We start from the raw sequence: 16,795 nt of genomic DNA, 5'->3' as shown, positions 1-16,795 counted from the left end.
CTATCATGCTGTTGAGTTCATAACTCAAGCAGGCACTTATTTACTACGGCCAAAGCCGCCATCAGACAAGCGGAAGAACATCACCGAAGTGTTGCCTTTTTCTAACTGAAGAATGTCTAGCTGCCCGGTCTCGGCCAGTTTGAATCGAACTAACTGGCCTTTACGAATCTGACTTAGTGGTTTGTCTGAGCCTTCAATACGCACTAGCGCATTCAAGTCTGACAACGGTAAGTCGTTGTTTCGAAAAACCTGTGCTAACGTATCCCCTTGCTTTACGAGGTACTCCTGCCAGTTGTTGTTGCTCGTTTCTGATGAACTGCTCTTGGCATTTTGCTGTTCGCTTAAGCCAACGGTGTTTATCTCTAGCTCAACGCGCGATGTTGTTGGTGCAACGTCTACTTTAGGTTCTGGTAGCGGCACAAAAAGTAATATCAGTACGATCGGAGAAATAACCATCAACAGTCTTTGGTGTAACTTCGGCAATGAGCCCCAAGTTTGCGCTGTCGAGGTTTTCATTTTCTTCACATCGATCGAACTCAATTTCTCTTTGACCTGATTCAGTCGATCCTTGAATTCTGCTAAGTGGTCAACTTTCTGTTTTTTCTTTTGACGACGATTCATACCACTGCGTCCTATACATTGAATAACTACAGTATAAAAACCAAAGTACCAACAGTATAGATCTTTCCGTCACAACAAGGCTCAAAGCGAGAAAATTGACATGGCTGTGATTTGGGCACGGTAAAGCGCAAGTGATCAGAGGCTAGCCGTTTCTTCACGCTGCTAATACTGGTATTCTTACCCTTTTCGTACTGACAAAAAGAGTGACTTTTCATGTCTGAAGTAAAATTTGAAACTGTAGAGCAAAAAGCTAGCTACGGTATCGGTCTACAAATGGGCCAACAACTTGCTGGTTCTGGTCTTGAAGGCCTAAACGTTGACGCAATCGCTGCTGGTATCGCAACAGCTCTAGTTGGCGACATGCCAGCTATCGAAGTTGACGAAATCAACAACGCACTACAAGAGCTACACACTCGTGGTGAAGCTGCACGTCAAGAACTAGCTAAAGCTGCTGCTGCTGACGGCGAAGCTTTCCTAGCTGACAACGCTCTTCGTTCAGAAGTAACGGTTCTTGAGTCTGGTCTTCAGTACGAAGTACTAACTGAAGGTACTGGCGAAATCCCAACTGCAGACAAGCAAGTACGTGTTCACTACCACGGCGAACTAACTGACGGTACTGTTTTCGACAGCTCTGTATCTCGCGGTCAACCTGCTGAGTTCCCAGTAACTGGCGTAATTCAAGGTTGGGTACAAGCTCTACAAATGATGCCTGTTGGTTCTAAGTGGAAGCTATACATCCCTCAAGATCTAGCATACGGTGAGCGTGGCGCAGGTGCTGCAATCCCAGCATTTGCTGCTCTAGTATTTGAAGTAGAACTTCTAGCAATTCTTTAATTTTTATAAAAACCTATAGTAAAACAAAATACTATAGGCAAATAAAATTGAAATAATCCAACGGCGATGTGACTACATCGCCGTTTTTCGTTTATAGTGAAAGAGTAAATTACTTTATTACTTAAGGACGAATAATGAAGAAAGTACTCATCACAGTTTTAAGCAGCCTTGCTGTTGTCTCTTGCGCTAGCACTAGTGACTCTGAACAAACCAGTTCATCATCAGATACTAACTATTCCCAACTATCCCAAACTGCACTAATGGCAGCAGTGAATATGTGGTCTCAACAAAACGAAACAACGCCGCTTGCAGATACCGTTGCCGACCAAGCTTCTGTTACCAGCGATCAAGCTATTGGCGGTATCGGTTCAATGTTGGCTCTTGCTCAAAACTCTCTTGGCACTGCTGACAACAAAGAACTTACAACGCTGATTCCTGGCATGTCGACTCTTGAGTCTACGGGGCTATCAACACTACTAAACTCACAAGGCGGAGTTGAAAGTGCCTTTTCTAGTTTAGGTATGGATCCATCGATGGTATCAACGTTTGCGCCAATCATTCTGCAAACACTGCAATCTCAAGGCGCAACAAGCGGCTTGATGGATTCACTTGCAGCTATATGGCAATAACCGTTAGTTATTAATAACTAGCTTAAGAATTTGATAAGGGCACTTCGGTGCTCTTTTTTATGCGTGGAAGAAAAGATATTTGAGATGAGATGAGATGAGATGAGATGAGATGAGATGAGATGAGATGAGATATGTTGAAAAATGGAGCAGATAAGACAAGCAAAAATGCCAAACATCATGGTGCAATTTCTATTATCTATTCCTTATTCGACAGATACAAAAAAGCCGAGCTAATGCTCGGCTTTTGTATTAAGAATCTAGTATAGATTACTCAGCAGCTTCTTCAGCAGCTGGGCGGTCTACAAGCTCAATGTAAGCCATTGGAGCTTTATCACCAGTACGGAAACCACATTTAAGAATGCGAGTGTAACCACCTTGGCGAGCCGCGAAACGCGGGCCTAGTTCATTAAATAGTTTTGCTACAACTTCGTTATCACGAGTGCGAGCAAATGCAAGACGACGGTTAGCAACACTGTCTGTCTTAGCTAGGGTAATCAATGGCTCAATTACGCGACGTAGTTCTTTTGCTTTAGGCACGGTAGTTTTAATAACTTCGTGACGAACAAGAGAGCTAGCCATGTTGCTGAACATCGCTTTGCGATGACTGCTGTTGCGGTTGAGTTGACGACCACTTTTACGATGGCGCATGACCTAATCCTTCTAACTTTTCGATTAATCTTCAGCGATTGACGCTGGTGGCCAGTTTTCTAGACGCATGCCTAGAGAAAGACCACGTGAAGCAAGCACATCTTTAATCTCTGTAAGAGATTTCTTACCAAGGTTTGGCGTTTTAAGTAGCTCAACCTCAGTGCGCTGTACAAGATCACCGATGTAGTGAATCGCTTCTGCTTTCAAACAGTTAGCAGAGCGAACTGTTAGTTCAAGATCGTCTACAGGACGTAGTAGGATAGGATCGAATTCTGGCTTCTCTTCCTTCTCCTCAGGTACACGTACATCACGAAGATCTACGAACGCATCCAGTTGTTCAGCTAAAATAGTAGCTGCACGACGGATTGCTTCCTCAGGTTCTAGAGTACCGTTCGTTTCCATATCGATAACAAGCTTGTCTAGATCAGTACGTTGCTCTACACGTGCCGCTTCTACAGCGTAAGCGATTTTATCAACCGGGCTGTAAGTAGCGTCAACTAGTAGACGACCGATAGGACGCTCATCTTCTTCAGTATGGATACGAGCTGAAGCTGGAACGTAACCACGACCACGTTCTACTTTGATACGCATAGCGATCTCAGCATTGTCATCCGTTAGGTGACAAATTACGTGCTCAGGGTTAGCGATCTCTACATCACCATCGTGGGTGATGTCACCTGCAACAACAGGGCCTGAGCCTGATTTGTTCAGTGTAATAAACACTTCATCTTTGCCTTCAGCAACGCGTACAGCCAAACCTTTAAGGTTTAGAAGGATTTCCAGGATATCTTCCTGAACGCCTTCTTTAGTGCTGTATTCGTGTAGCACACCTTCAATTTCAACTTCTGTTACGGCACAACCCGGCATAGAAGATAGAAGAATGCGGCGAAGAGCATTACCTAGAGTGTGGCCGAAACCGCGCTCTAATGGCTCAAGAGTTACTTTCGCGTGTGTCGTATTGATCTGTTCAATGTCAACAAGACGCGGCTTAAGAAATTCTGTTACAGAACCCTGCATTGTGTCCTCTCTTTTTTTAACCTTACTTAGAGTAAAGTTCGACGATCAAGTGTTCATTGATGTCAGCTGATAGGTCAGAACGCTCAGGCATACGCTTGAATGTACCTTCCATTTTGCCAGCATCTACTTCAATCCAAGTTGGCTTTTCACGTTGTTCAGCAACTTCTAGAGCCGCTTTAATACGAGATTGCTGTTTAGCTTTCTCGCGGATAGAAACAACGTCGTTTGCCGCTACTTTGAAAGAAGGAACGTTTACAACTTTACCGTTAACTAGGATAGACTTGTGGCTAACTAGTTGACGAGATTCAGCACGAGTAGCGCCAAAGCCCATACGGTAAACTACGTTATCAAGACGACCTTCAAGAAGCTGAAGCAGGTTTGCACCTGTGTTGCCTTTAAGACGTGCAGCTTCTTTGTAGTAGTTGCGGAATTGTTTTTCTAGAACGCCGTAGATACGACGAACTTTTTGCTTCTCACGAAGCTGAACGCCATACTCAGATAGACGACCGCGACGAGCGCCGTGTACACCTGGTGCGTTATCAATTTTACACTTGGTATCGATCGCACGGACACCAGACTTAAGGAATAAGTCAGTACCTTCGCGACGGCTAAGCTTCAGCTTAGGACCCAAATATCTTGCCATGATCTTTCTCCAATATTCCTAGAAACGAAACTTAAACGCGACGTTTCTTAGGTGGACGACAACCGTTATGAGGGATTGGTGTCGCATCAACAATGTTAGTGATACGGAAACCAGCAGCGTTCAGTGCACGAACAGTAGATTCGCGACCTGGACCTGGACCCTTAACCATAACTTCCAAGTTCTTTAGGCCATATTCTTTAGCCATTTCACCACAACGCTCAGCTGCAACTTGTGCTGCGAACGGAGTAGATTTACGAGAACCACGGAAACCTGAACCACCTGCTGTAGCCCATGCAAGAGCGTTGCCTTGACGGTCAGTGATAGTTACGATTGTGTTGTTGAAAGAAGCATGAATGTGCGCTACGCCATCAGCTACTTGCTTGCGTACGCGCTTACGCGCGCGAGTTGGTTGTTTTGCCATTGTACTCTACCTTATCCGACTATTTCTTGATCGGCTTGCGCGGACCCTTACGGGTGCGAGCGTTGGTTTTAGTACGCTGTCCACGTAGTGGTAGACTGCGACGATGACGAAGACCGCGGTAACAGCCAAGGTCCATAAGACGCTTGATGTTCATCGATACTTCACGACGTAGATCACCTTCTACAGTGTACTTAGCTACACCATCACGCAGTTGATCGATCTGCTCTTCAGTTAGTTCACTGATCTTAGCATCTTCAGCAATACCCACTTCAGCTAGAATAGCTTGAGAGCGAGTTTTACCGATACCGTAGATTGCAGTAAGTGCAATTACAGAATGCTTATGATCAGGAATGTTAATGCCGGCTATACGGGCCATTATTCACTCCTAAGGGGTTCATAAAAGAATTATCCGCAGCAAAGCCCGTTATGGATACGCTGCGGCATACTACTTCTTTTGCACGCAAAAGGTAGGCCGAGGAATATACTCGACTCTACCTTGTATTTCAAGTAAAAATTTCTGCTAATTAGCCTTGGCGTTGCTTATGCTTTGGCTCACTGCAAATCACGCGAACGACACCGTTACGCTTGATAACTTTACAGTTACGGCAGATTTTTTTAACGGAAGCACGAACTTTCATTGCTAAACTCCGTAAATGGAATCGAAATAATTACCACCGAATTAACGGCCGTAACCTTTCAGATTCGCTTTCTTTAACACAGAATCATACTGTTGTGACATCAGATGAGTCTGTACCTGTGCCATGAAATCCATGATAACTACCACTACGATTAGTAGTGATGTGCCGCCGAAGTAGAAACGAACGTTCCACGCGACCATCATGAACTCAGGAATCAGACATATAAAAGTAATGTATAGAGCGCCCGCAAGGGTTAGTCTAGTCATCACTTTATCGATATATTTCGCTGTCTGCTCACCTGGGCGGATACCGGGTACGAATGCACCAGACTTCTTCAAGTTATCAGCTGTTTCACGTGGGTTAAACACCAACGCTGTATAGAAGAAACAGAAGAAGATTATAGCTGCTGCATAAAGCATTACATACAAAGGTTGACCTGGGCTAAGAGCTAATGACACGTCAGTTAACCAACCGAACGCGCTGCTTTCACCATTTTGACCAAACCACTGTGCTAATGTTCCTGGGAACAAAATAATACTCGATGCAAAAATCGCTGGAATAACACCTGCCATATTAATCTTAAGAGGCAAGTGAGAGCTTTGTGCTGCAAAAACTTTACGACCTTGTTGACGTTTCGCATAGTTAACGACGATACGACGTTGACCACGCTCCATGAAAACTACGAAGTAAATAACAGCAAAAGACAATACAGCAATCAACAGCAGAAGAAGCACATGCAATTCACCTTGACGCGCTTGCTCGATTGTTTGACCGATTGCAGAAGGCAATCCAGCAACAATACCTGCAAAAATCAGAATGGAAATACCATTACCGATTCCTCGCTCAGTGATTTGTTCACCTAACCACATTAAGAACATGGTACCAGTTACTAAACTCACGGTAGCAATAAGCGTAAACATGGTTTGGTTGATAACAACCAGATTGTCGACCATGTTTGGTAAGCCTGTTGCGATACCAATAGCTTGGAATGTTGCAAGTACAAGCGTGCCGTAGCGTGTATATTGGCTTATCTTACGACGGCCTGCTTCACCCTCTTTCTTGAGTTCCGCTAACGCTGGATGAACTACAGTTAGCAATTGGACTACGATCGATGCCGAAATGTACGGCATGATACCCAATGCTAATATAGATGCACGCTCAAGAGCACCACCGGAGAACATGTTAAACATTTCAACGATGGTACCTTTTTGCTGATCGAACAAATCGGCAAGTACAGCTGCGTCAATACCAGGGATCGGCACAAAAGAGCCGGCTCGGAATACTAAAAGTGCACCAATTACGAATAATAAGCGCGACTTTAGTTCACTTAAGCCGCTCTGAGCACTACGAAAATCTTGTCCTGGTTTCTTAGCCATCTGTACCTCGTTCCTCGAGATTATTCCTCGATTTTACCGCCTGCAGCTTCGATTGCAGCTTTAGCGCCTTTAGTCACGCGTAGACCTTTAACAGTCACAGCTTTGCTTAGGTCACCAGAAAGAACGATCTTAACAAATTCGATGTTCTTAGTGATAACGTTAGCAGCTTTAAGGCTGTTAAGATCAACTACGTCACCTGTTACTTTCGCTAGCTCAGCTAGACGAACTTCAGCAGACACTAGGCTCTTACGAGAAGTGAAACCGAATTTAGGTAGACGTTGTTTTAGAGGCATTTGACCGCCTTCAAAACCTGGACGAACAGAGCCGCCAGAACGTGACTTTTGACCTTTGTGACCGCGGCCACCTGTTTTACCAAGGCCAGAACCGATACCACGACCTACACGCTTCTTAGAAGGTTTAGAGCCAGCAGCCGGTGATAGAGTATTCAAACGCATTCTGATTACTCCTCAATCTTAACCATGTAGTAAACCTTGTTGATCATACCGCGTACGCACGGAGTATCTTCAAGTTCTACTGTATGGTTGATGCGACGAAGACCTAGACCTTTAAGACACGCTTTGTGCTTAGGTAGGCGACCAATTGAGCTTTTAGTTTGAGTTACTTTAATAGTTGCCATCGTGTGCTTACTCCGAAATAGATTCAACAGTTAGACCACGTTTAGCAGCAACCATTTCTGGTGACTTAACGTCTACTAGAGCACCAATCGTTGCACGAACGATGTTGATCGGGTTCGTTGAACCGTATGCTTTAGAAAGTACGTTATGTACGCCCGCAACTTCAAGTACAGCACGCATTGCACCACCGGCAATAACACCTGTACCTTCTGCAGCTGGCTGCATGTAAACTTTAGAGCCCGAATGACGACCTTTCACCGGGTGGTGAAGAGTGCCTTCGTTAAGCGATACTGTAACCATATTACGGCGCGCTTTTTCCATTGCTTTTTGAATCGCAGCAGGTACTTCACGAGCTTTGCCGTAACCGAAACCTACGCGACCGTTACCGTCACCAACTACTGTTAGTGCAGTAAAGCTCATGATTCGACCACCTTTAACCGTCTTAGATACACGGTTAACTGCGATCAGCTTTTCTTGCAAATCATTAGCTTGTTGTTGTTCTTTAGCCATCTTCCAACCCTACCTTAGAATTTCAGACCAGCTTCGCGAGCAGATTCTGCTAGCGCCGCTACTCGACCGTGGTATTGGAAACCAGAACGATCAAATGCAACTGAAGCTACGCCTTTTTCAAGAGCGCGCTCAGCAACAGCTTTACCAACTGCTTTAGCTGCATCAACGTTACCAGTGTTCTTAACTTGCTCACGGATCGCTTTTTCTACAGTAGAAGCAGCTGCGATAACCTCAGAGCCGTTTGCCGCGATAACTTGTGCGTAAACATGGCGAGGAGTACGGTGTACTACCAGGCGAGTTGCACCAAGTTCTGCAATCTTACGACGTGCACGTGTAGCACGACGGATGCGAGATGCTTTCTTATCCATAGTGATACCTTACTTCTTCTTAGCTTCTTTAGTACGCACATTTTCATCTGCGTAACGAACACCTTTGCCTTTGTAAGGCTCAGGAGCACGGTAAGAACGAATGTCAGCCGCAACTTGACCTACTACTTGCTTATCGCAACCAGTAATGATGATCTCAGTTTGGCTAGGGCACTCAGCTTTAATACCTTCAGGTAGAGCGTGCTCTACTGGGTGAGAAAAACCAAGAGTTAGAGCTACAGAGTTGCCTTTCATAGCAGCACGGTAACCAACACCCTTAAGAGTTAGCTTCTTAGTGAAGCCCTCAGTAACACCCATAACCATGTTATTAACTAGAGCGCGAGCTGTACCAGCTTGTGCCCATGCGTTAGTAACACCTTCTTTCGGACCGAAAGTTAGGTTGGTTTCTTCCTGTGCAATAACTACGGCGCTGTTAAGAACGCGAGTAAGCTCACCTTTGCTACCTTTTACAGTAACTTCTTGGCCGTTTAGTTTCACCTCTACGCCAGCTGGAATAGCGACAGGTGCTTTAGCAACACGAGACATAATCTACTCCTTAAGCTACGTAACAGATGATTTCACCGCCAAGACCTGCTTTACGAGCAGCACGGTCAGACATCAGACCCTTGGAAGTAGAAACAACTGCAATACCAAGACCACCCATCACTGTAGGTAAAGAGTCTTTATTTTTATAAACTCTTAGACCAGGACGTGATACACGCTTGATTTGCTCGATTACAGGTTTAGCTTGGAAGTACTTAAGAGTAACTTCTAGCTCAGGTTTTGCTTCGCTGTTAACAGCGAAGTCTACGATGTAACCTTCAGCTTTAAGTAATGCAGCAATTGCAACTTTAAGCTTTGAAGAAGGCATTTTTACAGCAACTTTGTTTGCTGCCTGACCGTTACGAACTCGGGTCAGCATATCCGAAATCGGATCTTGCATGCTCATAAGATTTACTCCAAATGATTAAGTGGCAATTACCAGCTAGCCTTACGAAGACCCGGAATCTCGCCTTTCATGCAAGCTTCACGAACCTTAATGCGGCTTAGACCGAATTTACGTAGGTAACCGTGTGGACGACCAGTTTGGTTGCAACGGTTGCGCTGACGTGATGCACTTGAATCACGTGGAAGAGATTGCAGTTTAAGAACCGCATTCCAACGATCTTCTTCAGATGCGTTTACATCGCTAATGATAACTTTTAGCGCAGAACGCTTTTCAGCGAACTTAGCTACTAGTTTTGCACGTTTAGCTTCACGTGCTTTCATTGATTGTTTAGCCATAACAGTAACCCTACCCTTACTTACGGAATGGGAAGTTAAAGGCAGCCAGCAGAGCTCGGCCTTCCTCATCGGAACCCGCAGAAGTCGTGATAGTAATATCAAGACCGCGGACACGATCGACTTTATCGTAGTCGATTTCCGGAAAGATGATTTGCTCGCGAACGCCCATGCTGTAGTTACCGCGACCGTCAAAAGACTTAGCGCTAACACCACGGAAATCACGTACACGTGGAAGTGCGATAGAGATTAAACGCTCTAAAAATTCCCACATGCGCTCACCACGCAAGGTTACTTTACAACCAATTGGGTAGCCTTCACGAATTTTGAAACCAGCTACAGATTTACGCGCTTTAGTGATAAGTGGCTTTTGACCAGAGATCGTTGCCATATCAGCTGCTGCGTTTTCTAGCAGTTTCTTATCGTTGATTGCTTCACCAACGCCCATGTTTAGGGTGATTTTCTCAATCCTAGGGACTTGCATGACGCTTGTGTAGCTGAACTCTTTGGTAAGCTCAGCGACTACAGACGACTTGTAGTAATCATGCAGTTTCGCCATAGTAGAACTCCAAATTACTTCTAATTAGTTAGAAACAGTTTCGCCGTTAGATTTGAAGAAACGAACTTTCTTGCCATCTTCGATACGGAAACCGATACGGTCTGCTTTACCAGTAGCCGCGTTAAAAACAGCAACGTTAGAAGCATCAATAGCTGCTTCTTGTTCAACGATGCCACCTTGTTGACCTAGAGCCGGAACCGGCTTTTGGTGTTTCTTAACAAGGTTGATGCCTTCAACGATAACTTTACCAGTTGTCAGAACCTTAGTTACTTTACCTTTCTTGCCTTTATCTTTACCAGCAAGAATGATTACTTCGTCATTACGACGGATTTTAGCTGCCATATTGCCGCTCCTTACAGAACTTCAGGTGCTAGTGATACAATCTTCATGAATTTCGCGTTACGAAGTTCACGAGTCACAGGACCAAAGATACGTGTGCCGACTGGTTGCTCAGTAGTGTCATTTAACAATACACAAGCATTACTGTCGAAGCGAATGACAGAACCGTCTGGGCGACGAACGCCTTTACGGGTGCGCACTACTACCGCCTTCAGAACATCACCTTTTTTTACTTTACCGCGAGGAATCGCTTCCTTCACTGTAACCTTGATGACGTCACCGATATGTGCATAACGGCGGTGAGAGCCACCCAGAACCTTAATACACATTACCTTGCGCGCGCCAGAGTTATCTGCTGCGTCAAGTGTACTTTGCATCTGGATCATTGTTAGTGCTCCGCTAAATATTAAAACTAGACCCTCTCGGGTCGGGCTGCCTCTTTAAAAGGGACGCGAATTGTACCACCCTTTTTTTAAATTGGGTAGACAAAAAACAAGCGGCTCCAAAAAATTATTTGGAGCCGCTTATAAGTTATAGAATTACAAAGATTAAATCTTCGCTTTTTCTAGAACTTTAACCAATGTCCAAGACTTAGTCTTAGACAGAGGACGACACTCAGCGATTTCAACTTTGTCGCCTAGGCCACAAGTGTTGTCTTCGTCGTGTGCGTGTACTTTAGTCGTGCGTTTGATGAACTTACCGTAAATTGGGTGTTTTACAGTGCGTTCAATAGCAACAACGATAGACTTGTCCATCTTGTCACTTACTACACGGCCTTGCTGGATGCGGTTAGTTTCGCTCATTATGCGCCTGCCTTTTCAGTCAAAACAGTTTTCACACGTGCGATGTCACGGCGTACAGCTTTTAGAGTATGAGTTTGCTGTAGTTGACCAGTTGCAGCTTGCATGCGCAAGTTGAACTGTTCACGTAGCAAATTCAATAGCTCAGCGTTAAGCTCTTCAACGTTCTTTTCGCGTAGATCTTGTGCTTTCATCACATCACCTGCTTAGTTACAAAAGTAGTTTTAACAGGCAGTTTACGTGCCGCTAGGCGGAACGCTTCACGTGCCAACTCTTCAGGTACGCCATTCATCTCGTACATAACTTTGCCTGGTTGGATTTGAGCAACCCAGTACGCAACTGAACCTTTACCTTTACCTTGACGAACTTCAAGAGGCTTTTCAGTAATCGGCTTGTCTGGGAATACACGGATCCAGATTTGACCTTGACGCTTAATGTGACGTGTCATAGCACGACGTGCCGCTTCGATTTGACGTGCAGTCAGACGACCACGGCCAACAGCTTTAAGACCGAATTCGCCGAAGCTTACTTCAGTACCTTTAGCTAGACCACGGTTACGACCAGTCATAACCTTGCGGAACTTAGTACGTTTTGGTTGTAGCATCGTTCGACTCCTTACTTACGGCCTTTACGCTGCTTCTTAGGCTTATCGCCTTTTGGCTCTACTGCGTTAGCAGCTGGCATACCGCCTAGAATCTCACCTTTGAAGATCCAAACTTTAATGCCGATCACACCGTATTGAGTGTGAGCCGAAGAAGTTGCGTAATCAATGTCTGCACGTAGAGTGTGTAGAGGCACACGGCCTTCACGGTACCACTCAGAACGTGCGATTTCAGCACCGCCAAGACGGCCGCCTACTTGTACTTTGATGCCTTTAGCGCCTAGACGCATAGCATTTTGTACCGCACGCTTCATTGCACGACGGAACATAACACGACGCTCTAGTTGAGACGCGATGCTATCAGCTACAAGCTGACCATCTAGCTCAGGCTTACGTACTTCAGCGATGTTAATTTGCGCTGGTACACCTGCGATTTTAGCTACAGCTGCGCGTAGCTTCTCTACGTCTTCACCTTTCTTACCGATAACAACGCCAGGACGAGCAGTGTGAATAGTCACACGGATGCTCTTAGCTGGACGCTCGATAACGATACGAGATAATGATGCTTTTTGTAGTTCCTTTGTAAGGAACTGACGTACCTTGAAGTCGCCGTCTAGGTTGTCAGCGAATTCGTTGGTATTAGCAAACCATGTAGCATTCCAAGGCTTAACGATGCCAAGACGAATACCATTAGGATGTACTTTCTGACCCATTGCTTACTCTCCTAGTCTTTAGCGATCTGCTACAACAATAGTGATGTGGCTTGAACGCTTCAAGATACGATCCGCACGACCTTTAGCACGAGGCATAATACGCTTCATGATAGGGCCCTCATCTACGAAGATTTTAGCGACATTTAGATCGTCGATATCTGCACCTTCGTTATGTTCCGCGTTAGCGATAGCTGACTCAAGAACCTTCTTAACTAATACAGCAGCTTTTTTGTTGCTGAAAGTTAGAATTTCTAGAGCTTGGTCTACCGACTTACCGCGAATTTGGTCTGCAACTAAGCGAGCTTTCTGTGGAGAAATACGAGCAAAGTTATGTTTAGCTAAAGCTTCCATCATCTACTCCTTATTTCTTCTTAGCTTTCTTATCTGCAGCATGACCGCGATAAGTACGAGTTGGTGCAAATTCGCCCAGTTTGTGACCGATCATTTCTTCGGTAACGAAAACTGGAACGTGCTGACGACCATTATGGACAGCGATGGTCAAACCAATCATTGTTGGGATGATCATTGAGCGACGGGACCAAGTCTTAATAGGCTTTTTGTCTCCGCTTTCCACCGCTTTCTCTACCTTCTTCAGCAAGTGTAGGTCAATAAAAGGACCTTTCTTGAGAGAACGTGGCATGGCGATTCCTCTTTATAAATTATTTAGTGCGACGACGTACGATGTACTTGTCAGTGCGCTTGTTCTTACGAGTCTTGAAGCCCTTAGTAGGAACGCCCCAAGGAGAAACTGGGTGACGACCACCAGATGTGCGGCCTTCACCACCACCATGTGGGTGATCCACCGGGTTCATTACTACACCACGTACGGTTGGACGTACGCCGCGCCAGCGTGAAGCACCAGCTTTACCAAGTTCACGTAGCATATGCTCAGAGTTACCAACTTCACCGATCGTTGCACGACCTTCAGAAAGTACTTTGCGCATCTCACCAGAACGTAGACGGATAGTTACGTATGCACCATCGCGAGCGATGATTTGAGCATAAGCACCAGCCGAACGAGCTAGTTGAGCACCTTTACCAGGCTTAAGTTCAACACAGTGTACAGTAGAACCTACTGGGATGTTGCGCATCGGCAGAGTGTTACCTGCTTTGATTGCAGCATCTACGCCAGATTGAATCTGGTCGCCTGCGTTAACACCTTTAGGTGCAATGATGTAACGACGCTCACCGTCTGCGTACAGAACTAGAGCGATGTTAGCACTACGGTTTGGATCGTATTCTAGACGCTCAACTTTCGCTGGGATGCCATCTTTAGTACGTTTGAAGTCAATTACACGGTAATGGTGCTTATGACCACCACCGATGTGACGTACTGTAATACGACCGTTGTTGTTACGACCACCGTTCTTAGAGTTTTTCTCTAGAAGTGGTGCGTATGGCTTACCCTTGTGTAGGTCAGCGTTAACAACTTTAACGACGTGACGACGACCAGGGGAAGTCGGCTTACATTTAACAATAGCCATTTTTACTACTCCTGTTATTCCGCGCCGCCAACGAAGTCAAGATCTTGACCTTCTTTCAAAGTAACGTAGGCTTTTTTCACGTCTGAACGACGGCCTTCACGCATACCTTGACGTTTGGTCTTACCCTTTAATACAAGAGTATTTACAGACTTAACTTCAACTTCAAATAGCTTTTCTACAGCTGCTTTGATCTCTTTCTTAGTTGCATCTTTAGCTACTTTGAAAACGATAGTGTTCGCTTTCTCAGCTGCCATAGTTGCTTTTTCAGAGATGTGCGGAGCACGTAGAACTTTTAAGATACGCTCTTCAGTGATCATGCTAGCATCTCCTCAACTTGCTTAACTGCGTCAGCAGTCATTAGAACCTTGTCGAAAGCGATTAGTGATACTGGATCAACACCAGCAACATCACGTGCATCTACTTTGTATAGGTTACGAGCAGCTAAGAATAGATTTTCATCTACTTCGCCAGTCACAATCAGAACGTCGCTTAGCTCAAGCTCTTTAAGCTTAGCTACAAGTTCTTTTGTTTTTGGTGCTTCTACAGAGAAGTTATCAACAACGATTAAACGCTCTTGACGAACTAGCTCAGAAAGAATGCTCTTCATAGCACCGCGGTACATTTTTTTGTTTACTTTTTGGCTGTGATCTTGTGGTTTCGCAGCAAAAGTAACACCACCTGTACGCCAGATTGGGCTACGAATTGTACCAGCACGTGCGCGGCCAGTACCTTTTTGACGCCATGGCTTAGCGCCACCGCCAGATACTTCAGAACGAGTCTTTTGAGCACGAGTACCTTGACGAGCACCTGCTGCATATGCAACAACTACTTGGTGTACAAGAGCTTCGTTGAAGTCACGTCCGAAAGTAGTCTCGGAAACAGTTAGTGCATCAGCACCTTTAACCATCAATTCCATTACTTACTCCTAGACGTTATGCTTTAACAGCAGGTTTTACGATCACGTTTCCGCCTGTTGAGCCCGGTACTGCACCTTTAATAAGGAGTAGATTGCGCTCAGCGTCAACACGTACGATCTCTAGGTTTTGAGTCGTTACACGCTCAGCACCCATGTGACCTGCCATTTTCTTGCCTTTAAACACGCGGCCTGGAGTTTGACATTGGCCAATTGAACCCGGTGCGCGGTGAGACAAAGAGTTACCGTGAGTCATATCTTGAGTAGAGAAGTTCCAACGCTTGATAGCGCCTTGGAAGCCTTTACCTTTAGATGTACCAGTAACGTCTACTTTTTTAATTTCGTTGAAAAGTTCTACGTTTAGCTCAGCGCCAACTTCAAACTCTTCGCCGTTTTCTAAACGGAATTCCCAAAGACCGCGACCTGCTTCTACACCCGCTTTCGCGAAGTGACCAGCTTCAGGTTTAGTTACACGGTTAGCTTTCTTAGCACCAGTAGTTACTTGGATTGCTGCGTAGCCGTCTGTCTCAAGAGTTTTAACTTGAGAAATACGGTTCGCTTCAACCTCAACAACAGTTACTGGGATAGAAACGCCTTCTTCAGTAAATACGCGGGTCATACCCACTTTACGTCCGACTAGACCAATCATTATTCTTATCTCCCTTAACCTAGGCTGATTTGAACATCAACGCCAGCTGCAAGATCAAGACGCATTAGAGCATCAACAGTTTTATCTGTTGGCTCAACGATGTCGATCAAACGCTTGTGAGTACGGATTTCGTACTGATCACGTGCATCTTTGTTGACGTGTGGAGAGGTAAGAACAGTGAAACGCTCTTTACGAGTAGGAAGTGGAATAGGACCACGAACCTGTGCGCCAGTACGTTTTGCTGTTTCAACGATTTCCGCAGTTGAAGCATCGATTAGCTTGTAATCAAACGCTTTAAGGCGGATACGAATACGTTGGTTCTGCATGAGACAGAGCTCCAATTATTAAAAATTACACAAACAATATCGCCACTCAAACCCGATAAAACGAGAGAATGCCGATTGATTTATGTGAAACCGTAGCATCCAAAATTAGGACGCATTGTCAGTTAACTTTTGAAGCAAACAAAAAGTTTACTATTTTTATTAACCGCGAACATAAGCTGAGTATACATTACTAGGTAAGACCTACTCCTCAGTGCTCATTGGTTCACAACCAGCGTTAGCCAGTGCGATGCATTATACAGATCACACTTTAGTATGCAAGTAGTGTTGGAAAAATAATCGGAATTTATTGGAAGTTGGTTTTGTATCAAGAGGGAAAAAGATAGATGGAAGGTAATATTTCTTTAGAGAAAACAAAAGGGAGCCGAAGCTCCCCTTTTTCAGATGCGTGCTCTTCTAATGAAGAGTGTGCAAAAATCTAAATGCTATTAAGCGAAGATTTTAGCTACAACACCAGCACCAACTGTACGGCCACCTTCGCGGATTGCGAAACGTAGACCTTCGTCCATTGCGATTGGAGCGATTAGCTCAACAGTCATTTGAACGTTGTCACCTGGCATTACCATTTCTACGCCTTCTGGTAGAGTGATGTCGCCTGTTACGTCAGTTGTACGGAAGTAGAACTGTGGACGGTAACCTTTGAAGAAAGGAGTGTGACGGCCGCCTTCGTCTTTAGAAAGTACGTATACTTCAGACTCAAACTTAGTGTGTGGGTTGATAGAACCTTTCGCAGAAAGTACTTGACCACGTTCAACGTCATCACGCTTAGTACCAC

The 16,795-nt window shown here is 45.0% G+C and carries 31 protein-coding genes and 1 pseudogene; 2 read left to right on the top strand and 30 right to left on the bottom strand.

The window, feature by feature from the left end; all coding sequences use genetic code 11:
- Positions 1-36: 36 nt before the first annotated feature.
- Positions 37-621 carry a LysM-like peptidoglycan-binding domain-containing protein gene (locus CWO27_RS19915; protein ID WP_102433635.1) on the bottom strand — a complete coding sequence of 195 codons (585 nt, stop codon included), beginning with the start codon at positions 619-621 and terminating at the stop codon, positions 37-39.
- Positions 622-834: 213 nt separating this feature from the next.
- On the opposite strand from CWO27_RS19915, the gene CWO27_RS19910 reads away from it, so the two are divergent.
- Both CWO27_RS19910 and CWO27_RS19905 read left to right on the top strand, forming a co-directional pair.
- Positions 835-1,455: an FKBP-type peptidyl-prolyl cis-trans isomerase gene (locus tag CWO27_RS19910; RefSeq protein ID WP_107899426.1), complete on the top strand. Its 621-nt coding sequence runs from the start codon at positions 835-837 to the stop codon at positions 1,453-1,455.
- A 134-nt stretch (positions 1,456-1,589) separates the two neighbouring features.
- Positions 1,590-2,084, top strand: coding sequence for a DUF2780 domain-containing protein (locus CWO27_RS19905; protein ID WP_102433634.1), 495 nt, complete (start codon positions 1,590-1,592; stop codon positions 2,082-2,084).
- A gap of 267 nt (positions 2,085-2,351) precedes the next feature.
- Here CWO27_RS19905 and rplQ read toward each other — a convergent pair whose 3' ends face one another.
- The 29 genes and pseudogenes from rplQ to tuf form a co-directional block, all read right to left on the bottom strand.
- Positions 2,352-2,732, bottom strand: a complete 381-nt coding sequence (rplQ, locus tag CWO27_RS19900) for a 50S ribosomal protein L17 (protein ID WP_004729812.1) — start codon at positions 2,730-2,732, stop codon at positions 2,352-2,354.
- 24 nt (positions 2,733-2,756) lie between these two features.
- Positions 2,757-3,749 carry a DNA-directed RNA polymerase subunit alpha gene (locus CWO27_RS19895; protein ID WP_004729813.1) on the bottom strand — a complete coding sequence of 331 codons (993 nt, stop codon included), beginning with the start codon at positions 3,747-3,749 and terminating at the stop codon, positions 2,757-2,759.
- 22 nt (positions 3,750-3,771) lie between these two features.
- Positions 3,772-4,392 (bottom strand): 30S ribosomal protein S4, encoded by a 621-nt coding sequence (gene rpsD, locus CWO27_RS19890; RefSeq protein ID WP_004738777.1) that lies wholly within the window; start codon positions 4,390-4,392, stop codon positions 3,772-3,774.
- Positions 4,393-4,423: 31 nt separating this feature from the next.
- Positions 4,424-4,813, bottom strand: a complete 390-nt coding sequence (rpsK, locus tag CWO27_RS19885; protein WP_004738778.1) for a 30S ribosomal protein S11 — start codon at positions 4,811-4,813, stop codon at positions 4,424-4,426.
- Between the two features lie 19 nt (positions 4,814-4,832).
- Positions 4,833-5,189 (bottom strand): 30S ribosomal protein S13, encoded by a 357-nt coding sequence (rpsM, locus tag CWO27_RS19880; protein WP_004738779.1) that lies wholly within the window; start codon positions 5,187-5,189, stop codon positions 4,833-4,835.
- A 148-nt stretch (positions 5,190-5,337) separates the two neighbouring features.
- Positions 5,338-5,451 (bottom strand): 50S ribosomal protein L36, encoded by a 114-nt coding sequence (gene rpmJ / locus CWO27_RS19875; RefSeq protein WP_000868186.1) that lies wholly within the window; start codon positions 5,449-5,451, stop codon positions 5,338-5,340.
- 41 nt (positions 5,452-5,492) lie between these two features.
- Entirely contained in the window at positions 5,493-6,827 is a 1,335-nt protein-coding gene (gene secY / locus CWO27_RS19870; RefSeq protein WP_004738781.1) for a preprotein translocase subunit SecY, read from the bottom strand.
- Positions 6,828-6,847: 20 nt separating this feature from the next.
- Positions 6,848-7,282: a 50S ribosomal protein L15 gene (rplO, locus tag CWO27_RS19865; RefSeq protein ID WP_004736758.1), complete on the bottom strand. Its 435-nt coding sequence runs from the start codon at positions 7,280-7,282 to the stop codon at positions 6,848-6,850.
- Between the two features lie 5 nt (positions 7,283-7,287).
- Positions 7,288-7,464: a 50S ribosomal protein L30 gene (gene rpmD, locus CWO27_RS19860; RefSeq protein ID WP_004736756.1), complete on the bottom strand. Its 177-nt coding sequence runs from the start codon at positions 7,462-7,464 to the stop codon at positions 7,288-7,290.
- Between the two features lie 7 nt (positions 7,465-7,471).
- The gene (rpsE, locus tag CWO27_RS19855) at positions 7,472-7,972 is read right to left on the bottom strand and encodes a 30S ribosomal protein S5 (protein WP_017061307.1); all 501 of its coding nucleotides are present in this window, start codon (positions 7,970-7,972) and stop codon (positions 7,472-7,474) included.
- A gap of 14 nt (positions 7,973-7,986) precedes the next feature.
- On the bottom strand, positions 7,987-8,340 hold the full coding sequence (gene rplR, locus CWO27_RS19850) for a 50S ribosomal protein L18 (protein ID WP_004738784.1): 354 nt from the start codon (positions 8,338-8,340) through the stop codon (positions 7,987-7,989).
- A 9-nt stretch (positions 8,341-8,349) separates the two neighbouring features.
- Positions 8,350-8,883, bottom strand: a complete 534-nt coding sequence (gene rplF, locus CWO27_RS19845) for a 50S ribosomal protein L6 (RefSeq protein WP_017061308.1) — start codon at positions 8,881-8,883, stop codon at positions 8,350-8,352.
- 10 nt (positions 8,884-8,893) lie between these two features.
- Entirely contained in the window at positions 8,894-9,286 is a 393-nt protein-coding gene (gene rpsH / locus CWO27_RS19840) for a 30S ribosomal protein S8 (protein WP_017061309.1), read from the bottom strand.
- Positions 9,287-9,315: 29 nt separating this feature from the next.
- The gene (rpsN, locus tag CWO27_RS19835) at positions 9,316-9,621 is read right to left on the bottom strand and encodes a 30S ribosomal protein S14 (RefSeq protein WP_004738789.1); all 306 of its coding nucleotides are present in this window, start codon (positions 9,619-9,621) and stop codon (positions 9,316-9,318) included.
- 16 nt (positions 9,622-9,637) lie between these two features.
- The gene (gene rplE, locus CWO27_RS19830; RefSeq protein ID WP_004738790.1) at positions 9,638-10,177 is read right to left on the bottom strand and encodes a 50S ribosomal protein L5; all 540 of its coding nucleotides are present in this window, start codon (positions 10,175-10,177) and stop codon (positions 9,638-9,640) included.
- A gap of 24 nt (positions 10,178-10,201) precedes the next feature.
- Positions 10,202-10,519 (bottom strand): 50S ribosomal protein L24, encoded by a 318-nt coding sequence (rplX, locus tag CWO27_RS19825; RefSeq protein ID WP_004738792.1) that lies wholly within the window; start codon positions 10,517-10,519, stop codon positions 10,202-10,204.
- A gap of 11 nt (positions 10,520-10,530) precedes the next feature.
- On the bottom strand, positions 10,531-10,902 hold the full coding sequence (gene rplN, locus CWO27_RS19820) for a 50S ribosomal protein L14 (RefSeq protein WP_004736740.1): 372 nt from the start codon (positions 10,900-10,902) through the stop codon (positions 10,531-10,533).
- 162 nt (positions 10,903-11,064) lie between these two features.
- A complete protein-coding gene (rpsQ, locus tag CWO27_RS19815) occupies positions 11,065-11,319 on the bottom strand; it encodes a 30S ribosomal protein S17 (protein ID WP_004736739.1) in 255 nt (84 codons plus the stop codon).
- The gene (gene rpmC / locus CWO27_RS19810) at positions 11,319-11,510 is read right to left on the bottom strand and encodes a 50S ribosomal protein L29 (protein ID WP_004736737.1); all 192 of its coding nucleotides are present in this window, start codon (positions 11,508-11,510) and stop codon (positions 11,319-11,321) included. Before rpmC ends, rpsQ begins: the two co-directional genes overlap by 1 nt.
- Complete coding sequence (gene rplP, locus CWO27_RS19805; RefSeq protein ID WP_004736736.1) at positions 11,510-11,920, bottom strand: 50S ribosomal protein L16; 411 nt, start codon at positions 11,918-11,920, stop codon at positions 11,510-11,512. The genes rpmC and rplP overlap by 1 nt, the downstream gene beginning before the upstream one ends.
- An 11-nt stretch (positions 11,921-11,931) precedes the next feature.
- Positions 11,932-12,630: a 30S ribosomal protein S3 gene (rpsC, locus tag CWO27_RS19800; protein WP_004736734.1), complete on the bottom strand. Its 699-nt coding sequence runs from the start codon at positions 12,628-12,630 to the stop codon at positions 11,932-11,934.
- An 18-nt stretch (positions 12,631-12,648) separates the two neighbouring features.
- On the bottom strand, positions 12,649-12,981 hold the full coding sequence (gene rplV / locus CWO27_RS19795) for a 50S ribosomal protein L22 (protein ID WP_004736732.1): 333 nt from the start codon (positions 12,979-12,981) through the stop codon (positions 12,649-12,651).
- Between the two features lie 10 nt (positions 12,982-12,991).
- Positions 12,992-13,270 carry a 30S ribosomal protein S19 gene (rpsS, locus tag CWO27_RS19790; protein WP_004736729.1) on the bottom strand — a complete coding sequence of 93 codons (279 nt, stop codon included), beginning with the start codon at positions 13,268-13,270 and terminating at the stop codon, positions 12,992-12,994.
- A 19-nt stretch (positions 13,271-13,289) separates the two neighbouring features.
- Positions 13,290-14,114: a 50S ribosomal protein L2 gene (rplB, locus tag CWO27_RS19785; protein ID WP_010435149.1), complete on the bottom strand. Its 825-nt coding sequence runs from the start codon at positions 14,112-14,114 to the stop codon at positions 13,290-13,292.
- Positions 14,115-14,128: 14 nt separating this feature from the next.
- Positions 14,129-14,431 (bottom strand): 50S ribosomal protein L23, encoded by a 303-nt coding sequence (gene rplW, locus CWO27_RS19780; protein ID WP_004736765.1) that lies wholly within the window; start codon positions 14,429-14,431, stop codon positions 14,129-14,131.
- Positions 14,428-15,030, bottom strand: coding sequence for a 50S ribosomal protein L4 (gene rplD / locus CWO27_RS19775; RefSeq protein WP_004738803.1), 603 nt, complete (start codon positions 15,028-15,030; stop codon positions 14,428-14,430). Before rplD ends, rplW begins: the two co-directional genes overlap by 4 nt.
- A gap of 16 nt (positions 15,031-15,046) precedes the next feature.
- A complete protein-coding gene (gene rplC / locus CWO27_RS19770; RefSeq protein ID WP_004736763.1) occupies positions 15,047-15,676 on the bottom strand; it encodes a 50S ribosomal protein L3 in 630 nt (209 codons plus the stop codon).
- Positions 15,677-15,690: 14 nt separating this feature from the next.
- Positions 15,691-16,002: a 30S ribosomal protein S10 gene (gene rpsJ, locus CWO27_RS19765; protein WP_004736761.1), complete on the bottom strand. Its 312-nt coding sequence runs from the start codon at positions 16,000-16,002 to the stop codon at positions 15,691-15,693.
- 446 nt (positions 16,003-16,448) lie between these two features.
- Positions 16,449-16,795 (bottom strand): annotated as a pseudogene (gene tuf / locus CWO27_RS19760) (elongation factor Tu); the annotation flags it as partial.

The organism is Vibrio sp. 10N.286.51.C3, assembly GCF_003050065.1.
Classification (GTDB): domain Bacteria; phylum Pseudomonadota; class Gammaproteobacteria; order Enterobacterales; family Vibrionaceae; genus Vibrio; species Vibrio crassostreae.
This window is presented reverse-complemented; position numbering and strand designations above follow the sequence as displayed.